General features: G+C 64.8%; 14 protein-coding genes and 1 tRNA gene. 4 read left to right on the top strand and 11 right to left on the bottom strand.

Annotated features, from left to right (window positions below; all coding sequences use genetic code 11):
• Positions 1-9: 9 nt before the first annotated feature.
• Positions 10-249: a hypothetical protein gene (locus ACVI1L_RS31210; RefSeq protein WP_028344615.1), complete on the bottom strand. Its 240-nt coding sequence runs from the start codon at positions 247-249 to the stop codon at positions 10-12.
• 127 nt (positions 250-376) lie between these two features.
• The gene (locus tag ACVI1L_RS31205; protein WP_016841339.1) at positions 377-838 is read right to left on the bottom strand and encodes a MarR family winged helix-turn-helix transcriptional regulator; all 462 of its coding nucleotides are present in this window, start codon (positions 836-838) and stop codon (positions 377-379) included.
• 182 nt (positions 839-1,020) lie between these two features.
• Here ACVI1L_RS31205 and ACVI1L_RS31200 point away from each other — a divergent pair, with 182 nt between their 5' ends.
• The 3 genes from ACVI1L_RS31200 (at position 1,021) to ACVI1L_RS31190 (ending at position 5,950) form a co-directional block, all read left to right on the top strand.
• Positions 1,021-2,190 carry an efflux RND transporter periplasmic adaptor subunit gene (locus ACVI1L_RS31200; protein WP_456784649.1) on the top strand — a complete coding sequence of 390 codons (1,170 nt, stop codon included), beginning with the start codon at positions 1,021-1,023 and terminating at the stop codon, positions 2,188-2,190.
• Positions 2,187-5,339 (top strand): efflux RND transporter permease subunit, encoded by a 3,153-nt coding sequence (locus ACVI1L_RS31195; RefSeq protein WP_310884787.1) that lies wholly within the window; start codon positions 2,187-2,189, stop codon positions 5,337-5,339. Before ACVI1L_RS31200 ends, ACVI1L_RS31195 begins: the two co-directional genes overlap by 4 nt.
• Before the next feature lie 104 nt (positions 5,340-5,443).
• Positions 5,444-5,950, top strand: a complete 507-nt coding sequence (locus ACVI1L_RS31190) for an invasion associated locus B family protein (RefSeq protein WP_225160697.1) — start codon at positions 5,444-5,446, stop codon at positions 5,948-5,950.
• Between the two features lie 10 nt (positions 5,951-5,960).
• On the opposite strand, the gene ACVI1L_RS31185 is transcribed toward ACVI1L_RS31190, so the two are convergent.
• The 3 genes from ACVI1L_RS31185 to ACVI1L_RS31175 form a co-directional block, all read right to left on the bottom strand.
• Positions 5,961-6,368 (bottom strand): GNAT family N-acetyltransferase, encoded by a 408-nt coding sequence (locus tag ACVI1L_RS31185; RefSeq protein WP_018271115.1) that lies wholly within the window; start codon positions 6,366-6,368, stop codon positions 5,961-5,963.
• 174 nt (positions 6,369-6,542) lie between these two features.
• Positions 6,543-6,616 (bottom strand) — tRNA-Gln (locus ACVI1L_RS31180).
• A gap of 181 nt (positions 6,617-6,797) precedes the next feature.
• On the bottom strand, positions 6,798-9,278 hold the full coding sequence (locus ACVI1L_RS31175; RefSeq protein ID WP_456784648.1) for a penicillin-binding protein 1A: 2,481 nt from the start codon (positions 9,276-9,278) through the stop codon (positions 6,798-6,800).
• A 557-nt stretch (positions 9,279-9,835) separates the two neighbouring features.
• On the opposite strand from ACVI1L_RS31175, the gene ACVI1L_RS31170 reads away from it, so the two are divergent.
• Entirely contained in the window at positions 9,836-10,171 is a 336-nt protein-coding gene (locus ACVI1L_RS31170) for a hypothetical protein (protein WP_456784647.1), read from the top strand.
• A gap of 118 nt (positions 10,172-10,289) precedes the next feature.
• Here the strand turns inward: ACVI1L_RS31170 and ggt are convergent, their stop codons facing one another.
• The 6 genes from ggt to ACVI1L_RS31140 form a co-directional block, all read right to left on the bottom strand.
• Positions 10,290-12,026: a gamma-glutamyltransferase gene (ggt, locus tag ACVI1L_RS31165; RefSeq protein ID WP_456784646.1), complete on the bottom strand. Its 1,737-nt coding sequence runs from the start codon at positions 12,024-12,026 to the stop codon at positions 10,290-10,292.
• Positions 12,027-12,110: 84 nt separating this feature from the next.
• Positions 12,111-13,610 (bottom strand): amino acid permease, encoded by a 1,500-nt coding sequence (locus ACVI1L_RS31160; RefSeq protein WP_456785633.1) that lies wholly within the window; start codon positions 13,608-13,610, stop codon positions 12,111-12,113.
• A gap of 146 nt (positions 13,611-13,756) precedes the next feature.
• On the bottom strand, positions 13,757-14,065 hold the full coding sequence (locus tag ACVI1L_RS31155; RefSeq protein ID WP_141340573.1) for a BA14K family protein: 309 nt from the start codon (positions 14,063-14,065) through the stop codon (positions 13,757-13,759).
• Between the two features lie 136 nt (positions 14,066-14,201).
• Entirely contained in the window at positions 14,202-14,699 is a 498-nt protein-coding gene (locus ACVI1L_RS31150) for a c-type cytochrome (protein WP_225641599.1), read from the bottom strand.
• A gap of 34 nt (positions 14,700-14,733) precedes the next feature.
• The gene (soxC, locus tag ACVI1L_RS31145) at positions 14,734-16,011 is read right to left on the bottom strand and encodes a sulfite dehydrogenase (RefSeq protein WP_456784645.1); all 1,278 of its coding nucleotides are present in this window, start codon (positions 16,009-16,011) and stop codon (positions 14,734-14,736) included.
• A 221-nt stretch (positions 16,012-16,232) separates the two neighbouring features.
• On the bottom strand, positions 16,233-16,703 hold the full coding sequence (locus ACVI1L_RS31140) for a DUF1801 domain-containing protein (RefSeq protein WP_310884792.1): 471 nt from the start codon (positions 16,701-16,703) through the stop codon (positions 16,233-16,235).
• Between the last annotated feature and the right edge of the window lie 137 nt (positions 16,704-16,840).

Below are 16,840 nucleotides of genomic sequence, written 5' to 3'. Positions count from 1 at the left end.
TCCACGCGATTACTCGGCGCTTGGCGGCTTCATCAGCGAAAACAGCTCGTCGATCGTCCGCTGCGCGACCTGCCGCACGCGGTCGCTGTTCTCGAGGCCGGCGATGTTGACGCCGTTGACGACCGCTTTGATCTCGTCGCGGAAGTCGGTGAGAAAGCGCAGCGGATCCCGCTGCTCGTTGGCGACGCGCGCGATCAATCCGGTGACCAGGATCTGGCATGCCATCATGCGCCCGTTCAACTCATCCATCGCAGCCCTCGTCCTCTCGCATCGTTGCCGCGCGATATGAACGACATCCCGCGACGATTCAACCGGCTCGCGCACGCTGCGACGGTTGAATGGATGGAGCGAAGGAAGCTGCGCGCGATGAGATGCGCTATTTCGCAGCGATGCGCTCCGCCTCCTCGCCGAGCGCCTTAATGCGATCCTTGACCTCGCGCAGCGTGGCGAGGCCGCTTTCGACATGCTTGTCCGAGACGTCGCGCAGCACATCGCCGGCGATCGCGTCGCGCAGACTGTCGAGATCGTCGACGAGGCGGCGCCCGCTCCTGGTCAGGAACAGGCGATTGGCACGGCGATCCCTGGGATCGGGACGGCGTTCGAGCAGGCCATGCTCGACGAGGCGGTCGAGCAGCCGCACCAGCGAGATCGGCTGCAATTCGAGGACGTCGGCGAGATCGACCTGGGACAGTCCCTCCTGCTCGCGCAGGCGGAACAGCACGATCCATTGCGCGCGCGTGGTGCCTCGCGCCTTGGCGCGATGATCGATATAATTGCGCAGCAGTCGGGAACTCTCGACGAGCTGCGCGATAAATTGGCGTTTGAGATCGAGCGACATAGGGGTCCTCGGTGCGTTTCCCAGGCGAATTGTTTCTGCTCGTTTCTGACCTAAACCTTTCCAAATGTTTAGGATTCTCAAGCCTTGGTGTGTTTACACATTAAGTGCACGCATATTATATCCGCAAGCTCTGTGAACCGTTTCGATCAGCCTTTATTGTTATGTCGAACCCAAGAGTCCGCATGCCAAAGTCACGCACCATCGGTTGGGTTTTAGTGATCGCTGCGGTCGGCGCCGCCGGTTATTTCGGCTGGCAGAAACACACGAGCAACCAGCAGGCGATCGAAGCCGCGCAGAAGCGATCCGCCCAACGCCCGGCCGTTCCGGTCAAGATCTCGCCGGTCGAGAAAGCCGACTTCCCGGTCTATCTCACCGGCCTCGGCACCGTGCAGGCGTTCAACACGGTCCAGGTCCGCACCCGGGTCGACGGTCAGATCACCAGGATCGCTTTCAAGGAAGGCCAGTTCGTCAAGGCAGGCGACACGCTGGTCGAGATCGATCCGCGGCCCTATCAGGCGACGCTCGACCAGGCCAAGGCCAAGAAGGCGCAGGACGAAGCCAATCTCGCCAACGCCAATCTCGACCTGCAGCGCACCACCAGGCTCGGCGAGTTCGCGACACGCCAGCAGCTCGACACCCAGCGCTCCACGGTGGCGCAGCTGACCGCCCAGATCTCGGCTGACGAGGCCGCCATCTTCAACGCCCAGACCCAGGTGGACTACACGACCGTCAAATCCCCGATAGACGGGATTGTCGGCCTGCGACTGGTCGATATCGGCAACATCGTCAATGCCTCGGCCCAGACCGGCATTGTCACGATCACCCAGATCGAGCCGATCACGGTGATCTTCACCGCGCCGGAAGACCAGCTGCCGGATATCAAGGCGGCGCTGGCCGTGGCGCCGCCCAAGACCATTGCCCTGACCACCGACGGCAAGCGGGTGCTATCCACGGGAACCCTGGCGCTGATCAACAATCAGGTCGACACGTCAAGCGGGACTGTCCGGCTGAAGGCGGTGTTTGATAACAAGGACCACGCGCTGTGGCCAGGCCAGTCGGTCTCGACCCGCCTTCTGGTCAGGACCTTGAAGGATGCCACCGTCGTCCCGGATGACGCGGTGCAGCATGGCACCGATGGCCTCTACGCGTATTCAGTCAATCAGGAGAACAAGGCCGAGCTTCGCAAGATCAAGGTCAGCCAGTCGATCGACGGCAAGTCGGTGATCGACGAGGGCCTGTCGCCCGGACAGCAGGTGATCACCGCGGGGCAGTACAAGGTCTCGCCGGGAACCCCGGTGACAACGGCAGTGGCGAGCTCGGATCCGTCCCAGTCGAAGGTTGCGCAGGAATGAGCGTCGGCGCCGGAATTTCCGCACCATTCATTCGTTTCCCCATCGGCACCTCGCTGCTGATGGCGGGCATCCTGTTCGTCGGTCTCGTCGCCTATCCCCTGCTGCCGGTCGCGCCGCTGCCGCAGGTCGACTTCCCCACCATCCAGATCACTGCGACCCTGCCCGGCGCCAGCCCGGAAACGATGGCGACATCGGTCGCCCAGCCGCTGGAACGCCAGTTCGCGCAGATCCCCGGCATCGCGCAGATGACCTCGACCAGCTATCTCGGCACGGCGGCGGTCACCATCCAGTTCGACCTCAACCGCAGCATCGACGGCGCCGCCAACGACGTGCAGGCCGCCATCAACGCGGCCAGCGGCCAGTTGCCAAAAACCCTTCCCTCGCCGCCGACCTACCGCAAGGTCAACCCGGCGGACTCGCCGATCATGCTGCTGTCGGCGACATCGGACACGCTGCCGCTGACGACGGTCAGCGATGCCGTCGACGCCCAGCTGGCGCAGCAGATCAGCCAGATCTCGGGCGTTGCGCAGGTCATCATCGGCGGCCAGCAGAAGCCGTCGGTTCGCGTCCAGATCGACCCCGCCAAGCTCGTCGCCAAGGGCCTGTCGCTGGAGGACGTCCGCGCCGCGATCAACATCGCCACCGTCGACAGTCCGAAGGGCAACATCGACGGCGCCACCCGCGCCTATACCATCTACGCCAACGACCAGCTGCTCACGGCGAGCCCGTGGAACGACGTCATCATCGCCTACCGCAACGGCGGGCCGCTGCGGATCCGTGACATCGGCCAGGCCGTCACCGGGCCCGAGGACGCCAAGCAGGCCGCCTGGGCCAACGGCAAGCGCGGCGTATTCCTGGTCATCTTCAAGCAGCCCGGCGCCAACGTCATCGACACCGTCGACAAGATCAAGGCGGCGCTGCCCCGACTGGTCGCCGCGATCCCGCCGGCGATCAAGATCGACGTGATCAGCGACCGCACCACCACGATCCGCGCGGCGGTCGAGGACGTCCAGTTCACCCTGCTGCTGACCATCTTCCTGGTCGTGATGGTGATCTTCGTCTTCCTGCGCAGTTTCTGGGCGACCGTGATCCCGACGGTCACGGTGCCATTGGCGCTGCTCGGCGCCTGCGCGCTGATGTGGGTGTTCGGCTACACGCTCGACAATCTGTCGCTGATGGCGCTGACGATCGCGGTCGGCTTCGTGGTCGACGACGCCATCGTGATGCTGGAGAACATCAGCCGCTACATCGAAGAGGGCGAGAAGCCGATGGCTGCCGCCTTCAAGGGCTCGCAGGAAATCGGCTTCACCATCGTTTCGATCAGCATCTCGCTGGTCGCGGTGCTGATCCCGCTGCTCCTGATGGGCGGCATCATCGGCCGCCTGTTCCGCGAATTCGCGGTCGTGCTCGCGATGACCATCTTCGTCTCGATGTTCGTGTCGCTGACGCTGACCCCGATGATGGCCTCGCGCTTCCTGCGCGCCCACAATGACGAGAAGCACGGTCGGTTCTACCAGCTCAGCGAGCGCGGCTTCGACGCCATGCTGCGCGGCTATCAGAGCGTGCTCGACCTCGCATTGCGCTGGAAGTTCACGACGCTGATGATCTTCTTCGGGACGCTGGCGCTGTCAGTCTACCTGTTCGTCGTCATCCCGAAGGGCTTCTTCCCGCAGCAGGACGTCGGCCTGATCACCGCGACCTCGGAAGCCAACCAGGACATCTCCTTCGCCGACATGAAGCGGAAGCAGGAGGAACTCGGCAAGATCGTGCAGCAGGATCCCGCGGTGGCGACGGTGGCGATGGCGATCGGCGGCAGCGGCCGCGCCGGCAACAACGGCGCGATGTACATCACGCTGAAGCCGCTGAAGGATCGCGACGCCAACGCGCAGCAGGTCATCGCCCGGCTGCGGCCGAAGCTGGAGAAGGTCGAGGGTGCCCGGCTGTTCATGCAGGCGGCGCAGGACGTCCGCCTCGGCGGCCGCCCGACCCGCACCCAGTTCGAATTCACGCTGCAGGATGCCAACCTCGCCGAATTGAACGAATGGGCGCCGAAGATTCTCGGCAAGATGCAAACGCTGCCGCAGCTGCGCGACGTCGCCACCGACCAGCAGACCAACGGCACCACGCTCGAATTGAAGATCAACCGCGACACCGCCTCGCGCTATGGCATCCAGCCGCAGCTGATCGACGACACGCTCTATGACGCGTTCGGCCAGCGCCAGGTGACGCAATATTTCACCCAGCTCAACAGCTACCACGTCATCCTCGAGGTGTTGCCTGAGCTGCAGGGCGCGATCGACACGCTGAACAAGATCTACATCAAGTCGCCGCTGACCGGCGAACAGGTGCCGATCTCGACCTTCGCGACCTGGACCAGCGTGCCGGTACGGCCGCTCTCGATCAGCCATCAGGGCCAGTTCCCGGCGATCACCATCTCGTTCAACCTGGCGCAGGGTGTTGCGCTCGGCCAGGCGACGGAAGCGGTGCAGAAGGCGATGGTCGACCTCGGCGCGCCGCCGACACTGAGCTCGAGCTTCCAGGGTACCGCGCAGGCGTTCCAGCAATCGCTGTCGACCGTCCCGCTGTTGATCCTCGCGGCGCTCGTGGTCGTCTACCTGATCCTCGGCATTCTCTATGAGAGCTACATCCACCCGATCACGATTCTGTCGACGCTGCCGTCGGCCGGCGTCGGCGCGCTCGCGATCCTGATGGCGGCCGGCTTCGACTTCTCGCTGATCGCGCTGATCGGCATCATCCTTTTGATCGGCATCGTGAAGAAGAACGGCATCATGATGGTCGACTTCGCGATCGCGGCCGAGCGCGACCAGCACATGGAGCCTGTGGCGGCGATCCGCCAGGCCGCCCTGCTCCGCTTCCGCCCGATCATGATGACGACGATGGCCGCCTTGCTCGGCGGCGTGCCGCTGATGTTAGGGACCGGCACCGGTTCGGAAATCCGCCAGCCGCTCGGCTACGCCATGGTCGGCGGCCTGATCGTCAGCCAGGCGCTGACGCTGTTCACGACGCCGGTCGTCTACCTCTATCTCGACAGGCTCTCGAATGCGTTTGCGAACTGGGGCCGCTCGCCGCGCACCGACCACGATGCTGACGACGACGAGCATGGATCGGTCAAGGAGGCCGCCGAGTGACTTGACTTTGCTGGCATCCCGGCACATCCGAAAGATGTCCATTCGGAGCCGGTACCGTGAAGATTGTCGCCAAGTCGCTCTTCGTCCTGCTGACCGCGTTCGGCATGGCCCACTCTGGCCACGCCCAGACGGCCAAGAGCAAGAACGCGCCCGCTCCGGCAGCTGCGCCCGCGGCTCCTCAGGGTGATACAGCAGCCCCCAACAATTCCGGCTGGATTGCGCGCTGCACCAGTGCGAGCCGCGACGCTCCGCTCGAATGCGCGATGGAACAGACCGCGGTGCTCACCAAGACCGGCCAGCTCATCGTGCTGGTCAATATCCGCGTTCCCGGCGACACCCGCACGCCGGTGGCGCTGATCCAGCTTCCACTCGGATTGAACCTGCCTGTCGGCGCCAAGCTGCAGGTCGACGACGGCAAGGCCGTCGACGTGCCGATCCAGACTTGCGAGGCGCGCGGCTGCTACATCAATACGCCGATCGCCGCCGATGTCCTGACCCAGCTGAAATCGGGCAAGCAGCTCAAGGTGTCGTTCCAGAATCTCGGCAAGGAAACCATCTCCATCCCGATGCCGCTCGCCGACTTCGCGACGGTCTACGACAAGATCAAGTAACGCCGCGCAGTTATCGCTCCCGCTTGTAGAGGAACGCGTTGTCCGGCTGCGGCATGCCGATGGTCTTGTAGAACCCGATCGAGTCAGGCGCCGACAACAGCAGGCACATCGATTCAGGTCCGGCGAGGCGCCGCGTTTCCGCGATCAGACGCTTGCCGATGCCATGTCCCTGGTATCCGCGATCGACCGCAAGGTCCGACAAATAGCAGCAATAGGCGAAATCGGTCAGCGCGCGCGACACGCCGACCAACTTGCCCGCCTTCCGCGCCGTCACGATCAGATTCGCATTGGCGATCATGCGCTCCATCCGGTCGGTATCCGCCAGCGGTCGCCGCTCGCCGAGGCCCGACTGCCGCAGCACCTCGATGAACTCATCGACGCCGATCGACGCTTCGCGGGCATAGAGAATTTCGTCCATCAGCCTAAACCTCTGTTGCAACGAGCCGGACCACACGCGCGAGACCATGGTGGATTACGCCGGACCAATCCACCCTCATGCCGTGATGGCACACATACGAATGGTCCTCCGTCGGCAACTGCAGCCCGCTATCTCGTCGGGATTTGAGAGGATGATCACGCCACCGAGGCGGACTGGCTGGGGAACCTGGATTCGAACCAAGACAAACAGAGTCAGAGTCTGTTGTGCTACCGTTACACCATTCCCCAAGAATCGTCCGTGGTATCAACAGCTTAGCTGGATGACTGGACATCTCGGTGCAGCGGGTTCGCCTGCCAAACCAGCGCCCGCGCGAGTGCGACCTTCTACCCGCTTGGTCCCACGCTTGGCAAGCATTGTTGGCGAGGAATGGGCGTGAAAATCGCGGCCCGAAGGCCTGCCCACCAAGCCTCAGTACAGCCCGCCTGTCCCCGACCGCATCACGGCCCGATCGGCGTCCGGCGAAATGCCCTGCTGGGTGCCGTCGATCACATCGGTACCGGCGACCATCCCGGGATCATTGACCGGCGGCGCCTGGCCCGGCTTGAAGGCTTCGAGCACCACGCCCCTGTTCTGACCGGGCGCGGCGCGCTGGCCGGTCTTGGCATCGACCAGGACCAGCCGGATGCCGACCGGCTGCTTGAACGGGGTGGCGGGCTTGTCGGCCAGCGCGAGCTTCAGGAAGTCGCGCGCGATCGGCGCCGCGGTATGGCCGGCCTGCGCGTTGCGGCCGAGCGAGCGCGGCTTGTCGTAGCCGACATAGAGACCGACCACGAGGTCCGGCGAGAAGCCGACGAACCAGAGGTCCTTGGCCTCGTTCGAGGTGCCGGTCTTGCCGGCAAGCGGCTTGCCGACGTCCTTTAGCGCGGTGCCGGTACCGGCCTGAATCACGCCCTCCATCAGCGAGGTGATCTGGTAGGCGGACATCGCGTCGAGCACCCGCTCGCGGCGGTCGACGAGCTGCGGCTCCGGCTGGTTCTTCCAGCCCTCCGGCGCGTCGCAACCGCGGCATTCGCGCTGATCGTGCTTGAAGATGGTGTGGCCGTAACGGTCCTGGATGCGATCGATCAAGGTCGGCTTCACGCGGACGCCGCCATTGGCGATCATCGAATAGGCCGTGGCCATCCGCATCACCGTGGTCTCGCCGGCGCCGAGCGCATAGGCAAGATAGTTCGGCAACTCGTCATAGACGCCGAAGCGCTTTGCATACTCGCCGATCAGCGGCATGCCGATTTCCTGCGCCAGCCGCACGGTCACGGTGTTGAGCGACAGCCGCAGCGCGTTGCGCATCGTCACCTGGCCCTGATACTTGCCGGTGGAGAAGTTTTCGGGCCGCCAGATGTTGCCCTGCCCCTGGTCGATCTCGATCGGGGCGTCGATCATCATGGTCGATCCGGTGTAGCCGTTGTCGAGCGCCGACGAATAGACGATCGGCTTGAAGGTCGAGCCGGGCTGCCGGTAGGCCTGCGTCGCGCGGTTGAACTGGCTCTGGTCGAACGAGAAGCCGCCGACCATCGCCAGCACGCGGCCGGTGTGCGGATCCATCGCCACCATCGCACCCGACAGCTCAGGGATCTGTCGCAGCCGGTACTGGCCTTCGACGCGCTGGCCGTCCTTGCTGAAGAGCGGGTCGGCGTAGATCACGTCGCCTGGCTGCAGCACCTGCGCCACCGATGTCGGCGTCTTGCCCTTGCTCTTGGCCCAGCGCGCGCCGTCCATCGTGATGATGCCGGTCTCGCGCTGCTTGCTGATGGCGCCGCCGAGCTCGCGGCCCGGCTGGAAGCCGATCCGTGCCGACTGGTCGTTGCTCTCCAGCACCACCGCCATTCGCCACGGCGAGATGTCGGACAGCGATTTGATCTCGGCGAGCGGCACGCCCCAGTCACTGGTCAGGTCGAGCTTTTGGATCGCACCGCGATAGCCCTGCTGCTCGTCATAGTTCACGAGCCCAGCCACCATGGCCTTGCGCGCCATCACCTGGACCTTGGGGTCGAGCGTGGTGCGCACCGACAGGCCGCCCTCATAGAGCTTCTTCTCGCCATAGCGCTCGAAGATGTCGCGGCGGACTTCTTCCGAGAAATATTCGCCGGCGAAGGTGTGCGCGCCATTGCTGCGGTTGGTGACGGTCAGCGGCTCCTTGCGCGCCTTGTCGGCGTCGGCCGCGGTGATCCAGCCGTTCTCCTGCAGGCGGTCGATCACGTAGTTGCGGCGCTCGACGGCGCGCGCGCGGTTGCGCACCGGATGCAGGCTGGCCGGCATTTTCGGCAGCGCCGCCAGATAGGCCGCTTCCGCGACCGTCAGCTCATTGACGGACTTGTCGAAATACACCAGCGAGGCCGCCGCGATGCCGTAGGCGCCAAGGCCGAGATAGATTTCGTTGAGATAGAGCTCGAGGATCTTGTCCTTGGAGTAAGCCCGCTCGATTCGCATCGCCAGCAAGGCTTCCTTGATCTTGCGGGTGAACGACACCTCGTTGGTCAAAAGGAAGTTCTTGGCGACCTGCTGGGTGATCGTCGAGGCGCCCTGCGGCCGCCGGTTGGAACCGAAGTTCTGGATGTAGGCGACACCGGCGCGCGCCATGCCGGTGTAGTCGACGCCGCCATGCTCGTAGAAATTCTTGTCCTCGGCGGCGAGGAACGCGTTGATCACGAGCTTCGGCACCGCCTGGATCGGCAGATAAAGCCTGCGCTCCTTGGCGTATTCGCCGAGCAGCGAGCCGTCGGCCGCGTGCACGCGGGTCATCACCGGCGGCTCGTAGTTCTGGAGCTGCGAATACTCGGGCAGGTCCTTGGAGAAATGCCAGAACAGCCCTGCGACCGCGGCCAGACCAGCCAGGAACAGGATGGTGCCTGCGGTGAACAGGAACCCGAAGAACCGCAACAGAAATTTCATCGACCAGATTTCCGTGGCGAATACGTCGCTCGTTCTGAGCGCGCTGCGTGCCACTTAGGCCGCCCGGTATATCGGTCGCTCCATGGACCTGCAATTCAACACCGGAGAATTAAAGCAAGCCAGGCGTCAAACTTATGCCATAGAGCCCGGCTCGCGCCCGCAGCCAAATCGGCAGACCTCGCCGACTGGCGGTGCCCGCGGGGCTGCATCGATCTTCGCTGCAGCGCTGCGCGGTTCGCGCGCCGCGCCTGATAGCGCTGCGGTCCCGATACGCTTGCGCGGAGAGCACGTTACGAAAGAAAAGCGCGGGCCGGACGGATCGATTCCCCGATCCGGCCGACGATTTGGGTGCTGCGACATCAGAAACCGGTGGACAGCGCCGGCGCGCCAATCACATTAAGGATTTGTTAACTATAACTACCGCAAGTTGTTGGCGTACACCGACTCGCGACGGGCTGATTTGGATGGCACTGCGCGGATTTAAACGGCCATTTACGGCCGACCCTAACGTTCTTGGATTTCCAAGACCACCCGCATCGGCCATGGGCACAGAAGCCTTGGACCTCGTCTACCAGGCGGCGGATTTGTTCCGCAGCATCGAGGACAGGGCTCGCGCCGGCGAAGCGCGCGCCGAGGCCGCCGAACAGGCGCAGCTCGAAATCATCGCCGCCACCGAGCGCAAATTGAGGGATGCGTCGCGGGCGCTTGAGGAAGCCCGACGGCGCATCGAGTCCCAACAGGAGCAACTCGATGCGGCCGAATTCCGCACCCAGGCCGCCGAAGCCGAGGCGCGCGAAGCCAAGCAATCCCTGGCTCTGATCGAAGACGCGATCCGCCAGCGCTTGCTGCTGACCAGCGGGCAAAAGGACGGCAGGTCGACTGCCGTCGCCTGACCGCAGCGCGGATCAATTGGAGCGGCAGCCCGCACGAGCGGAGCGACATGCGGGAGCTCAACAAGACCCGGATATCGCTTCGCTCATCCGGGCTACGGATTGTCGCTAGCCGTCACGATCAATAGCCCGCGGCGAGCCCCGAATTGCGCCGCGGGTCGTTCGCGCCATAGAAGCGGTTGTTGCCGACCGGCTTGCCGCCCAGCGACGGCGCGCCGATGATGATCACCGCGAGGTGGTTGGCCGGATGCGGCGGGCCGAATTTGTGGCCCATGCCCTCCAGGATCTTCCGCGTATCCGGCGACAGCGTGTAGTCCTCGAGGTTGGTCACCTCGGGAAGCCACTGCTGGTGGAAGCGCGGCATGTCCACGGCCTCCTGCGCGTTCATGCCATAGTCGATCGCGTTGATCATCGTCAGCAGCACGGCGGTGATGATGCGGCTGCCGCCCGGGGTGCCCATCACGATGACCGGCTTGCCGTCCTTGGAGACGATGGTCGGACTCATTGAGGACAGCGGACGCTTGCCGGGGACGATCGCGTTGGCCTCCCCCTGCACCAGCCCATACAGGTTCGGCACGCCGACCTTGGCGGTGAAGTCGTCCATCTCGTCATTGAGCAGCACGCCGGTCCTGGCCGCCGTCACCTTGGCACCGAACCAGTCGTTCAGCGTGTAGGTGACCGACACCGCATTGCCGTCCTTGTCGGCAATCGAATAGTGCGTGGTGTTGCTGCCCTCATGCGGCGGAACGCCGGGCTTGATGTCCCTGGACACACCGGCCTTGGCCGGGTCGATCGCGGCACGGATCTTCGCGGCGTAGGTCTTGTCGAGCAGGCGCTCGAGCGGATTTTTCACGAAGTCCGGATCGCCGAGATAGCTGTTGCGATCGACGTAAGCGTGGCGCATCGCCTCGATCTGGTAGTGCACCGCTTGCGCCGAGTGGTAGCCGAGCTCCTTCAGCGGATAGCCCTCGAGGATGTTGAGCATCTCGCAGATCACCACACCGCCCGAACTGGGCGGCGGCGCCGAGACCACGTGGTAACCGCGATAGTCACATTCGACCGGCGCCAGCTCGCGAACCCTGTAGTTGTCCAGATCCTCCTGCGTCAGCAGTCCCTTGCCGGCCTGGCTCGCGGCGACGATCGCAGCACCAACCCAGCCCTTGTAGAAGCCATCACTGCCGCGCTTGCTGATCTCGCGCAGCGTCTCGGCGAGCTCATGCTGCGTCAGCCGTTCGCCGACCTGGAACGGCTTGCCGTTGTTGAGGAAGATCGCGGCCGAGGCCGGATCGTCCTGAAAGTCCTTGGTCGAGGTCTGCAGCATGCTGACGTCGCCCTGGTCGAGCACAAAACCATCCTCCGCCAGTTGCAGCGCCGGCGCGATGACGTCAGCGCGCTTCATTGTGCCGTATTTCTCGCGCGCATACTCCATCCCGGCCACCGAGCCCGGTACGCCGACAGCGAGATGCCCCTTGGTCGAAAGGCCGGGGATAACGTTGCCGTCCTTGTCGAGATACATGTCGGCTGTGGCGCCTTTCGGCGCGGTCTCGCGGAAATCCAGGAAGGTCTTGCGGCCGTCGGCGAACTGGATGGTCATGAACCCGCCGCCACCGAGATTGCCGGCCGCGGGATAGGCCACCGCAAGCGCGTAACCAACGGCGACCGCCGCATCGACCGCATTGCCGCCCCGCTTCAACACCTCGACGCCGACCTGGGTCGCGAGATGCTGCGCGGAGACCACCATGCCGTTCTCGGCAGCGGCCGGCGCAACCGAGGCTGCGCGACCGGGCGCAGCCGACGCGATGCTGATCGAGACGAGCGCGGCGACCATCCATCGCGCGCCTGCCGTTGGATTTTGCATGGAAGTCTCCCCGGGGAATGCCGGCCTGTGGCGGCTTGCGGTGCTATCTCAACGCGTACATCTAGCAGGCCGCACGCGCGCGCACTATAGGCCCGCGCGGTCCCCGCCGCCTGCCCGCAGCCGGCTGTGCCGTCTGCCATAGGCCGCATAGATCACAAGCCCGATCACGAGCCACACTGCGAGCCTGATCCAGGTGTCGAGCGGCAGGCCGAACATCAGGAACAGCGAAGTTCCGGCGGCAGCCGGGGCCACCAGCCAGATCGCCGGCGCCTTGAACGGACGCGGCAATTCCGGATCGCGCACGCGCAGCACCAGCGTGCCGATCGAGACCACCGTGAACGCGAACAGCGTGCCGATCGAGACCAGTTCGCCGACCAGCCCGATCGGCAACAGCCCACCGAGAAGAGCGGCCACGGTGCCGGCGAAGATGGTCGAGACATAGGGGGTCTGGAAGCGCGGATGGATTTTGGCGGCAAAGCCCGGCAGCAATCCGTCATGCGCCATGGCGCGAAAGATCCGCGGTTGCGCCAGCAGCATGATGAGGATCACCGATGTCAATCCGAACAGGATGCCGAGCTTGATGAACGGACCGAGCCAGCCGATACCGATCGCATCGATGCCGACGGCGATCGGATCGGGCACGCTGAGCCGGTCATAGGGCACGATGCCGGTCAGCACGAATCCGACCGCGACATAGAGCGTGGCGCAGATCACGAGCGAGCCGAGAATGCCGATCGGCATGTCGCGCTCCGGCGTCTTCGCCTCCTGCGCCGCGGTCGAGATCGCGTCGAAGCCGATATAGGCGAAGAACACCACCGCCGCGCCGCGGACCACGCCGGACCAGCCGAACACGCCAGGACCGGCATTCGGCGGGATCAGCGCGCCCTCCGGGTTGCTCGCCGTTACCCAGTTCGCCAGGGTCACCGAGGAAGCCGCGGTAGCGAGGAACAGCGCGATCACAACGAGCTTGACCACGACGACGAAGCTGGTGAAGCGCGCGGACTCGCGAATGCCGACCACCAGCAGCGTGGTCACGAAGGCGATGATCGCCATCGCCGGGATGTTGATGACCGCACCGGTCGATGACCACGCGCCGGTGTTGACGTCGTAAGCGAGCGGCGCCGAGGTGAATTGCTGCGGCAGGTTGATGCCGAAATCGCGCATCAGACTGACGAAATAGCCGGACCACCCGACCGAGACCGCGATCGCGCCGACCGCGTATTCGAGGATCAGGTCCCAGCCGATGATCCAGGCGATCAGCTCGCCGAGCGTGGCGTAGGCATAGGTGTAGGCGCTGCCGCAGATCGGCACCGTCGACGACATCTCGGCGTAGCACAGGCCGGCGAAGGCGCAGGCCACCGCACCAAGCATGAAGGAGAGCGTGACCGCGGGACCGGCATTGGCGGCGGCCGCGTGGCCCGTCAGCACGAAGATGCCGGCGCCGATGATGCCGCCGATGCCGAGCGTGACCAGTTGCAACGCCGACAGCGAGCGCCTGAAGATCGGCGTCTCCGCGTCGCCATCGGCCCGCGCCGCCTCCCGCAACAGGTCCGAGGTCGACTTTCGGTCCCAGAAACCGGCCAGAGCGTCTGTCACGCCGGGTGTCCTCCGCTGCTCGGGTCCGGCGGGACCCGACACGATCGGCGGACTATAACGCGCCTAACGTCCAGTCGTTCGCGCGCCGGGCGAATGCCGGCGCCCTTATCCACCGCCAAGCGCGGTGCAGGGCCTTATCGGCAGGGATGGCGGCGGCCGTCGCGGCCAAGGAAGGTGCCGGACGCCGGATCGAATGAACGGTAACGCGCGCAGGCGGAAGATGGCTCCACCGCAGGCATGGCGGCGTAGGCGTTCGCCGGATTGCCGCGGCGCTGCACGGCCTCCTGGGCCTCACCCCATGGCGTCAGGGCGCCGCCGTTGATCGCGCTGCGCCCGGGATTTTGCGCGTCGAAATATGCCGGCTCCGACATCTGGGCCGCGACCGGCGTGAACGTCATTCCCACGAGCAGCATGGCGGCTGCGACTGCCCATGACCTGGTCATGCGGCCTCTCCTATCGATCATAAACGTGTGCCGGATGACGGCCGAGCCGCCCCCAAACGGAGATAGGGACGGCAATCCTCCGGGCACAGGGGCCACGACGTCACGATGCTGCGAGCCAGCCGGCCGTGCCTGCCGCTCAGTGGTTGTGCACGTCGGGCCGCGGATCGGAGACGAAGCCGTCGCGGTTCGGCATCTTGATGGCGGCGAGCGACTTGGCGTCGAGCACCGCATTGGCCGGCACGATGCCGTTCAGGCTGAGGATGTAGGCGGACACCGCGTAGACGTCCTCATTGCTCAGCGATTGTGGCGCGTTCTGCGGCATCGCGCGGCGGATGTAGTCGAACAGCGTCGGGGCATAGGGCCAATAGCTGCCGACGGTGCGGATCGGTTTTGGGCTCGCCAGCGTGCCCTGTCCGCCGACCAGGCGGTCGCCGACGCCGCCCTGCCCGTTGTCGCCGTGGCACGCCGCGCATTGCTCGCTGAACACCGTGCGGCCGCGCTCGACGCTGCCGTTGCCTGGCGGCAGGTTGGAGCCGTCACGGCCGATATCGATGTTCCAGCCGGCGATCTCGGCAGGCGTCGCCGCACGCCCGATGCCAAAGCGATCCTCGGCCTGCCCGGCAGTGGCGAGCATCGCGATCGCACTCACAACGAACGCCGTCTTGAGCTTACGCCTGGCCATTGCTCACCTCACCATTCGCATCGATGCGCCAGGGCCAGATCGCGTTGTTGTGGTAGAACGAGTTGAGACCGCGCACCTTGACCAATTCCGCCAGCGTCGGCTGCACGTATCCGGTCTCGTCGATGGCGCGGCTCTGGATCACGGCAGGTTTGCCGTCCCAATGCCAGGGCAAGCGAAAGCGCGTGAGCGCGCGCGTCAACACCGGCTCCTGCAATTCGGCCTGCTGCCAGCTTTTGCCCTCGTCGAGCGAGACCTCGACGCTCTTGATCTTGCCGTGACCGCTCCAGGCGATGCCGGTAATCTCGTGAAAGCCCTGCGCGGTCAGCTTCTGCCCGCCGGACGGCCGTGTGATGATCGACTTGGCTTCCATGTAGAAGGTGAATTCGCGCGACGTGCCGTCAGGCATCGGGTCGGTGTATTTCGAGGTCTCCTCGCGCGAATAGGCCGGCTCGGCGACGACCTTGAGCCGGCGCAGCCACTTCACGTTCATGTTGCCCTCGAAGCCGGGCAGCAACAGGCGCAGCGGATAGCCCTGCTGCGGGCGCAGCCGCTCGCCATTCTGGCTGTAGACCAGCATGGCGTCGTCCAAGCATTTCTCGATCGGGATCGAGCGCGTCAACGCCGCCGCGTCGGCGCCTTCGGCCACGATCCATTTGGCACCCGCCTGCAGGCCCGCCTCGTCCAGCACCGTCTTGAGCGGCACGCCGGTCCATTCCGCACAGCTCAGCAGGCCGACGAGGTCGGAGGCCGTCTTGCCGTACGGCTTGGTGTAGACCGGATTGCCGGAGCACTCGAGGAAGTGGATGCGCGACTGCGACGGAAAGCGGCGGATGTCCTCCATCGTGAACACCAGCGGGCGATCGACCATGCCATGCAGCACCAGCCGGTGCTCGGCCGGGTCGATGGTCGGCACGCCGCCATGGTGGCGTTCGTAGAACAAACCGTTCGGCGTGATGATGCCGTCGAGCTCCTGCAGCGGCGTGCGGCCCGAAGCGGAGATGTATTGCGGCAGCGTCTTCGAGATGTTCTTGACGACAGCCTTCTCGTGAACCGACGGCGTGCCATAGGGCTGGCTTCCCATCGGGTCGCCGGGCGCTTTCATCCATTCCGGCACATTGGGCGGAAGATTATTCCCCTGTTCGGCAAGCGCGGTAGAACCGGCAACTCCCGATATGGCGGAGCCACCGGCCAGTGTTGCGCCGGCCTGAAGGAATCGCCTGCGAGACGCCTCTCGCACGCGCTTGTCCGTCGTGTGTTCGCTCATCGACGTTTTCCTCTGACGTTACCAGAGCATGATCCGGAAAAGTGCGAAGCGGTTTTCCGAAAAGATCATGCCAGGACAACAATCCAAAGCGCGATGGCGATTCATCGGGCTTTGGTGCAGCCTAACACCAAAGGGCTGAGGCGAGGCAATGCTCTATCGCGCAGAGCTGCATCGACAGCGCGTCGTGGCCGCTGCTTACCGGTCCTGACCTGCGTTGCCACTCACATCCGTTCGCCGGGCAATTGACTGGCTTGCTTCACCCACGCGGTGAACTGGGCTTCGTCGAGCTCGTCGTTCTCGTGAATGTCGAGATAGCGCGTGTGCTGCTGCTTGGACTCGCCCGGCGGCACCGGATGCAGCGACGCACCGCGAAAGAAAGCCACCTTGACGTAGCGCGTGAAGACATGGATGCCGAGGAACCAGCCGTCGCCTTCCATGCCGTAGAGCGGCGAGTTCCACTTCACCGCCTTGTGCACGCCGGGGACGGCACGCACGATGAGCGCGTCAAGCTTGCGCCCGACGTCGCGCTTCCACCCGGGCATCGCGGCGATATAGGCTTGCACCGGAGCATCGCCATAGCCTTTTGCGATCTGCGGATTGCCGCCCGCGAGCAGGCGCGGCTTTGCAGAGACACGCTTCGCGGCGCTCTTTTTCGCCCCCTTCGCCGACGTCTTTCGCGTCTTGCCAGCCATTGTGCCCGCTCTCACCGGTTCAAATTTCGCGCGGCGCAGCGTCCGCCGCCGCGAACCGGATCATATCGGTTGCGCGTCGGCGCTGTCGTCAGCGACCGCGGGTGTTCGCGGCGGCGTATCGACGCGCTCGGGCGGCC

The sequence above is a fragment of the Bradyrhizobium sp. USDA 4516 genome, assembly GCF_054055915.1.
The sequence above is the reverse complement of the archived record's forward strand: the minus strand, read 5'-3'. Positions and strand labels throughout refer to the sequence as shown.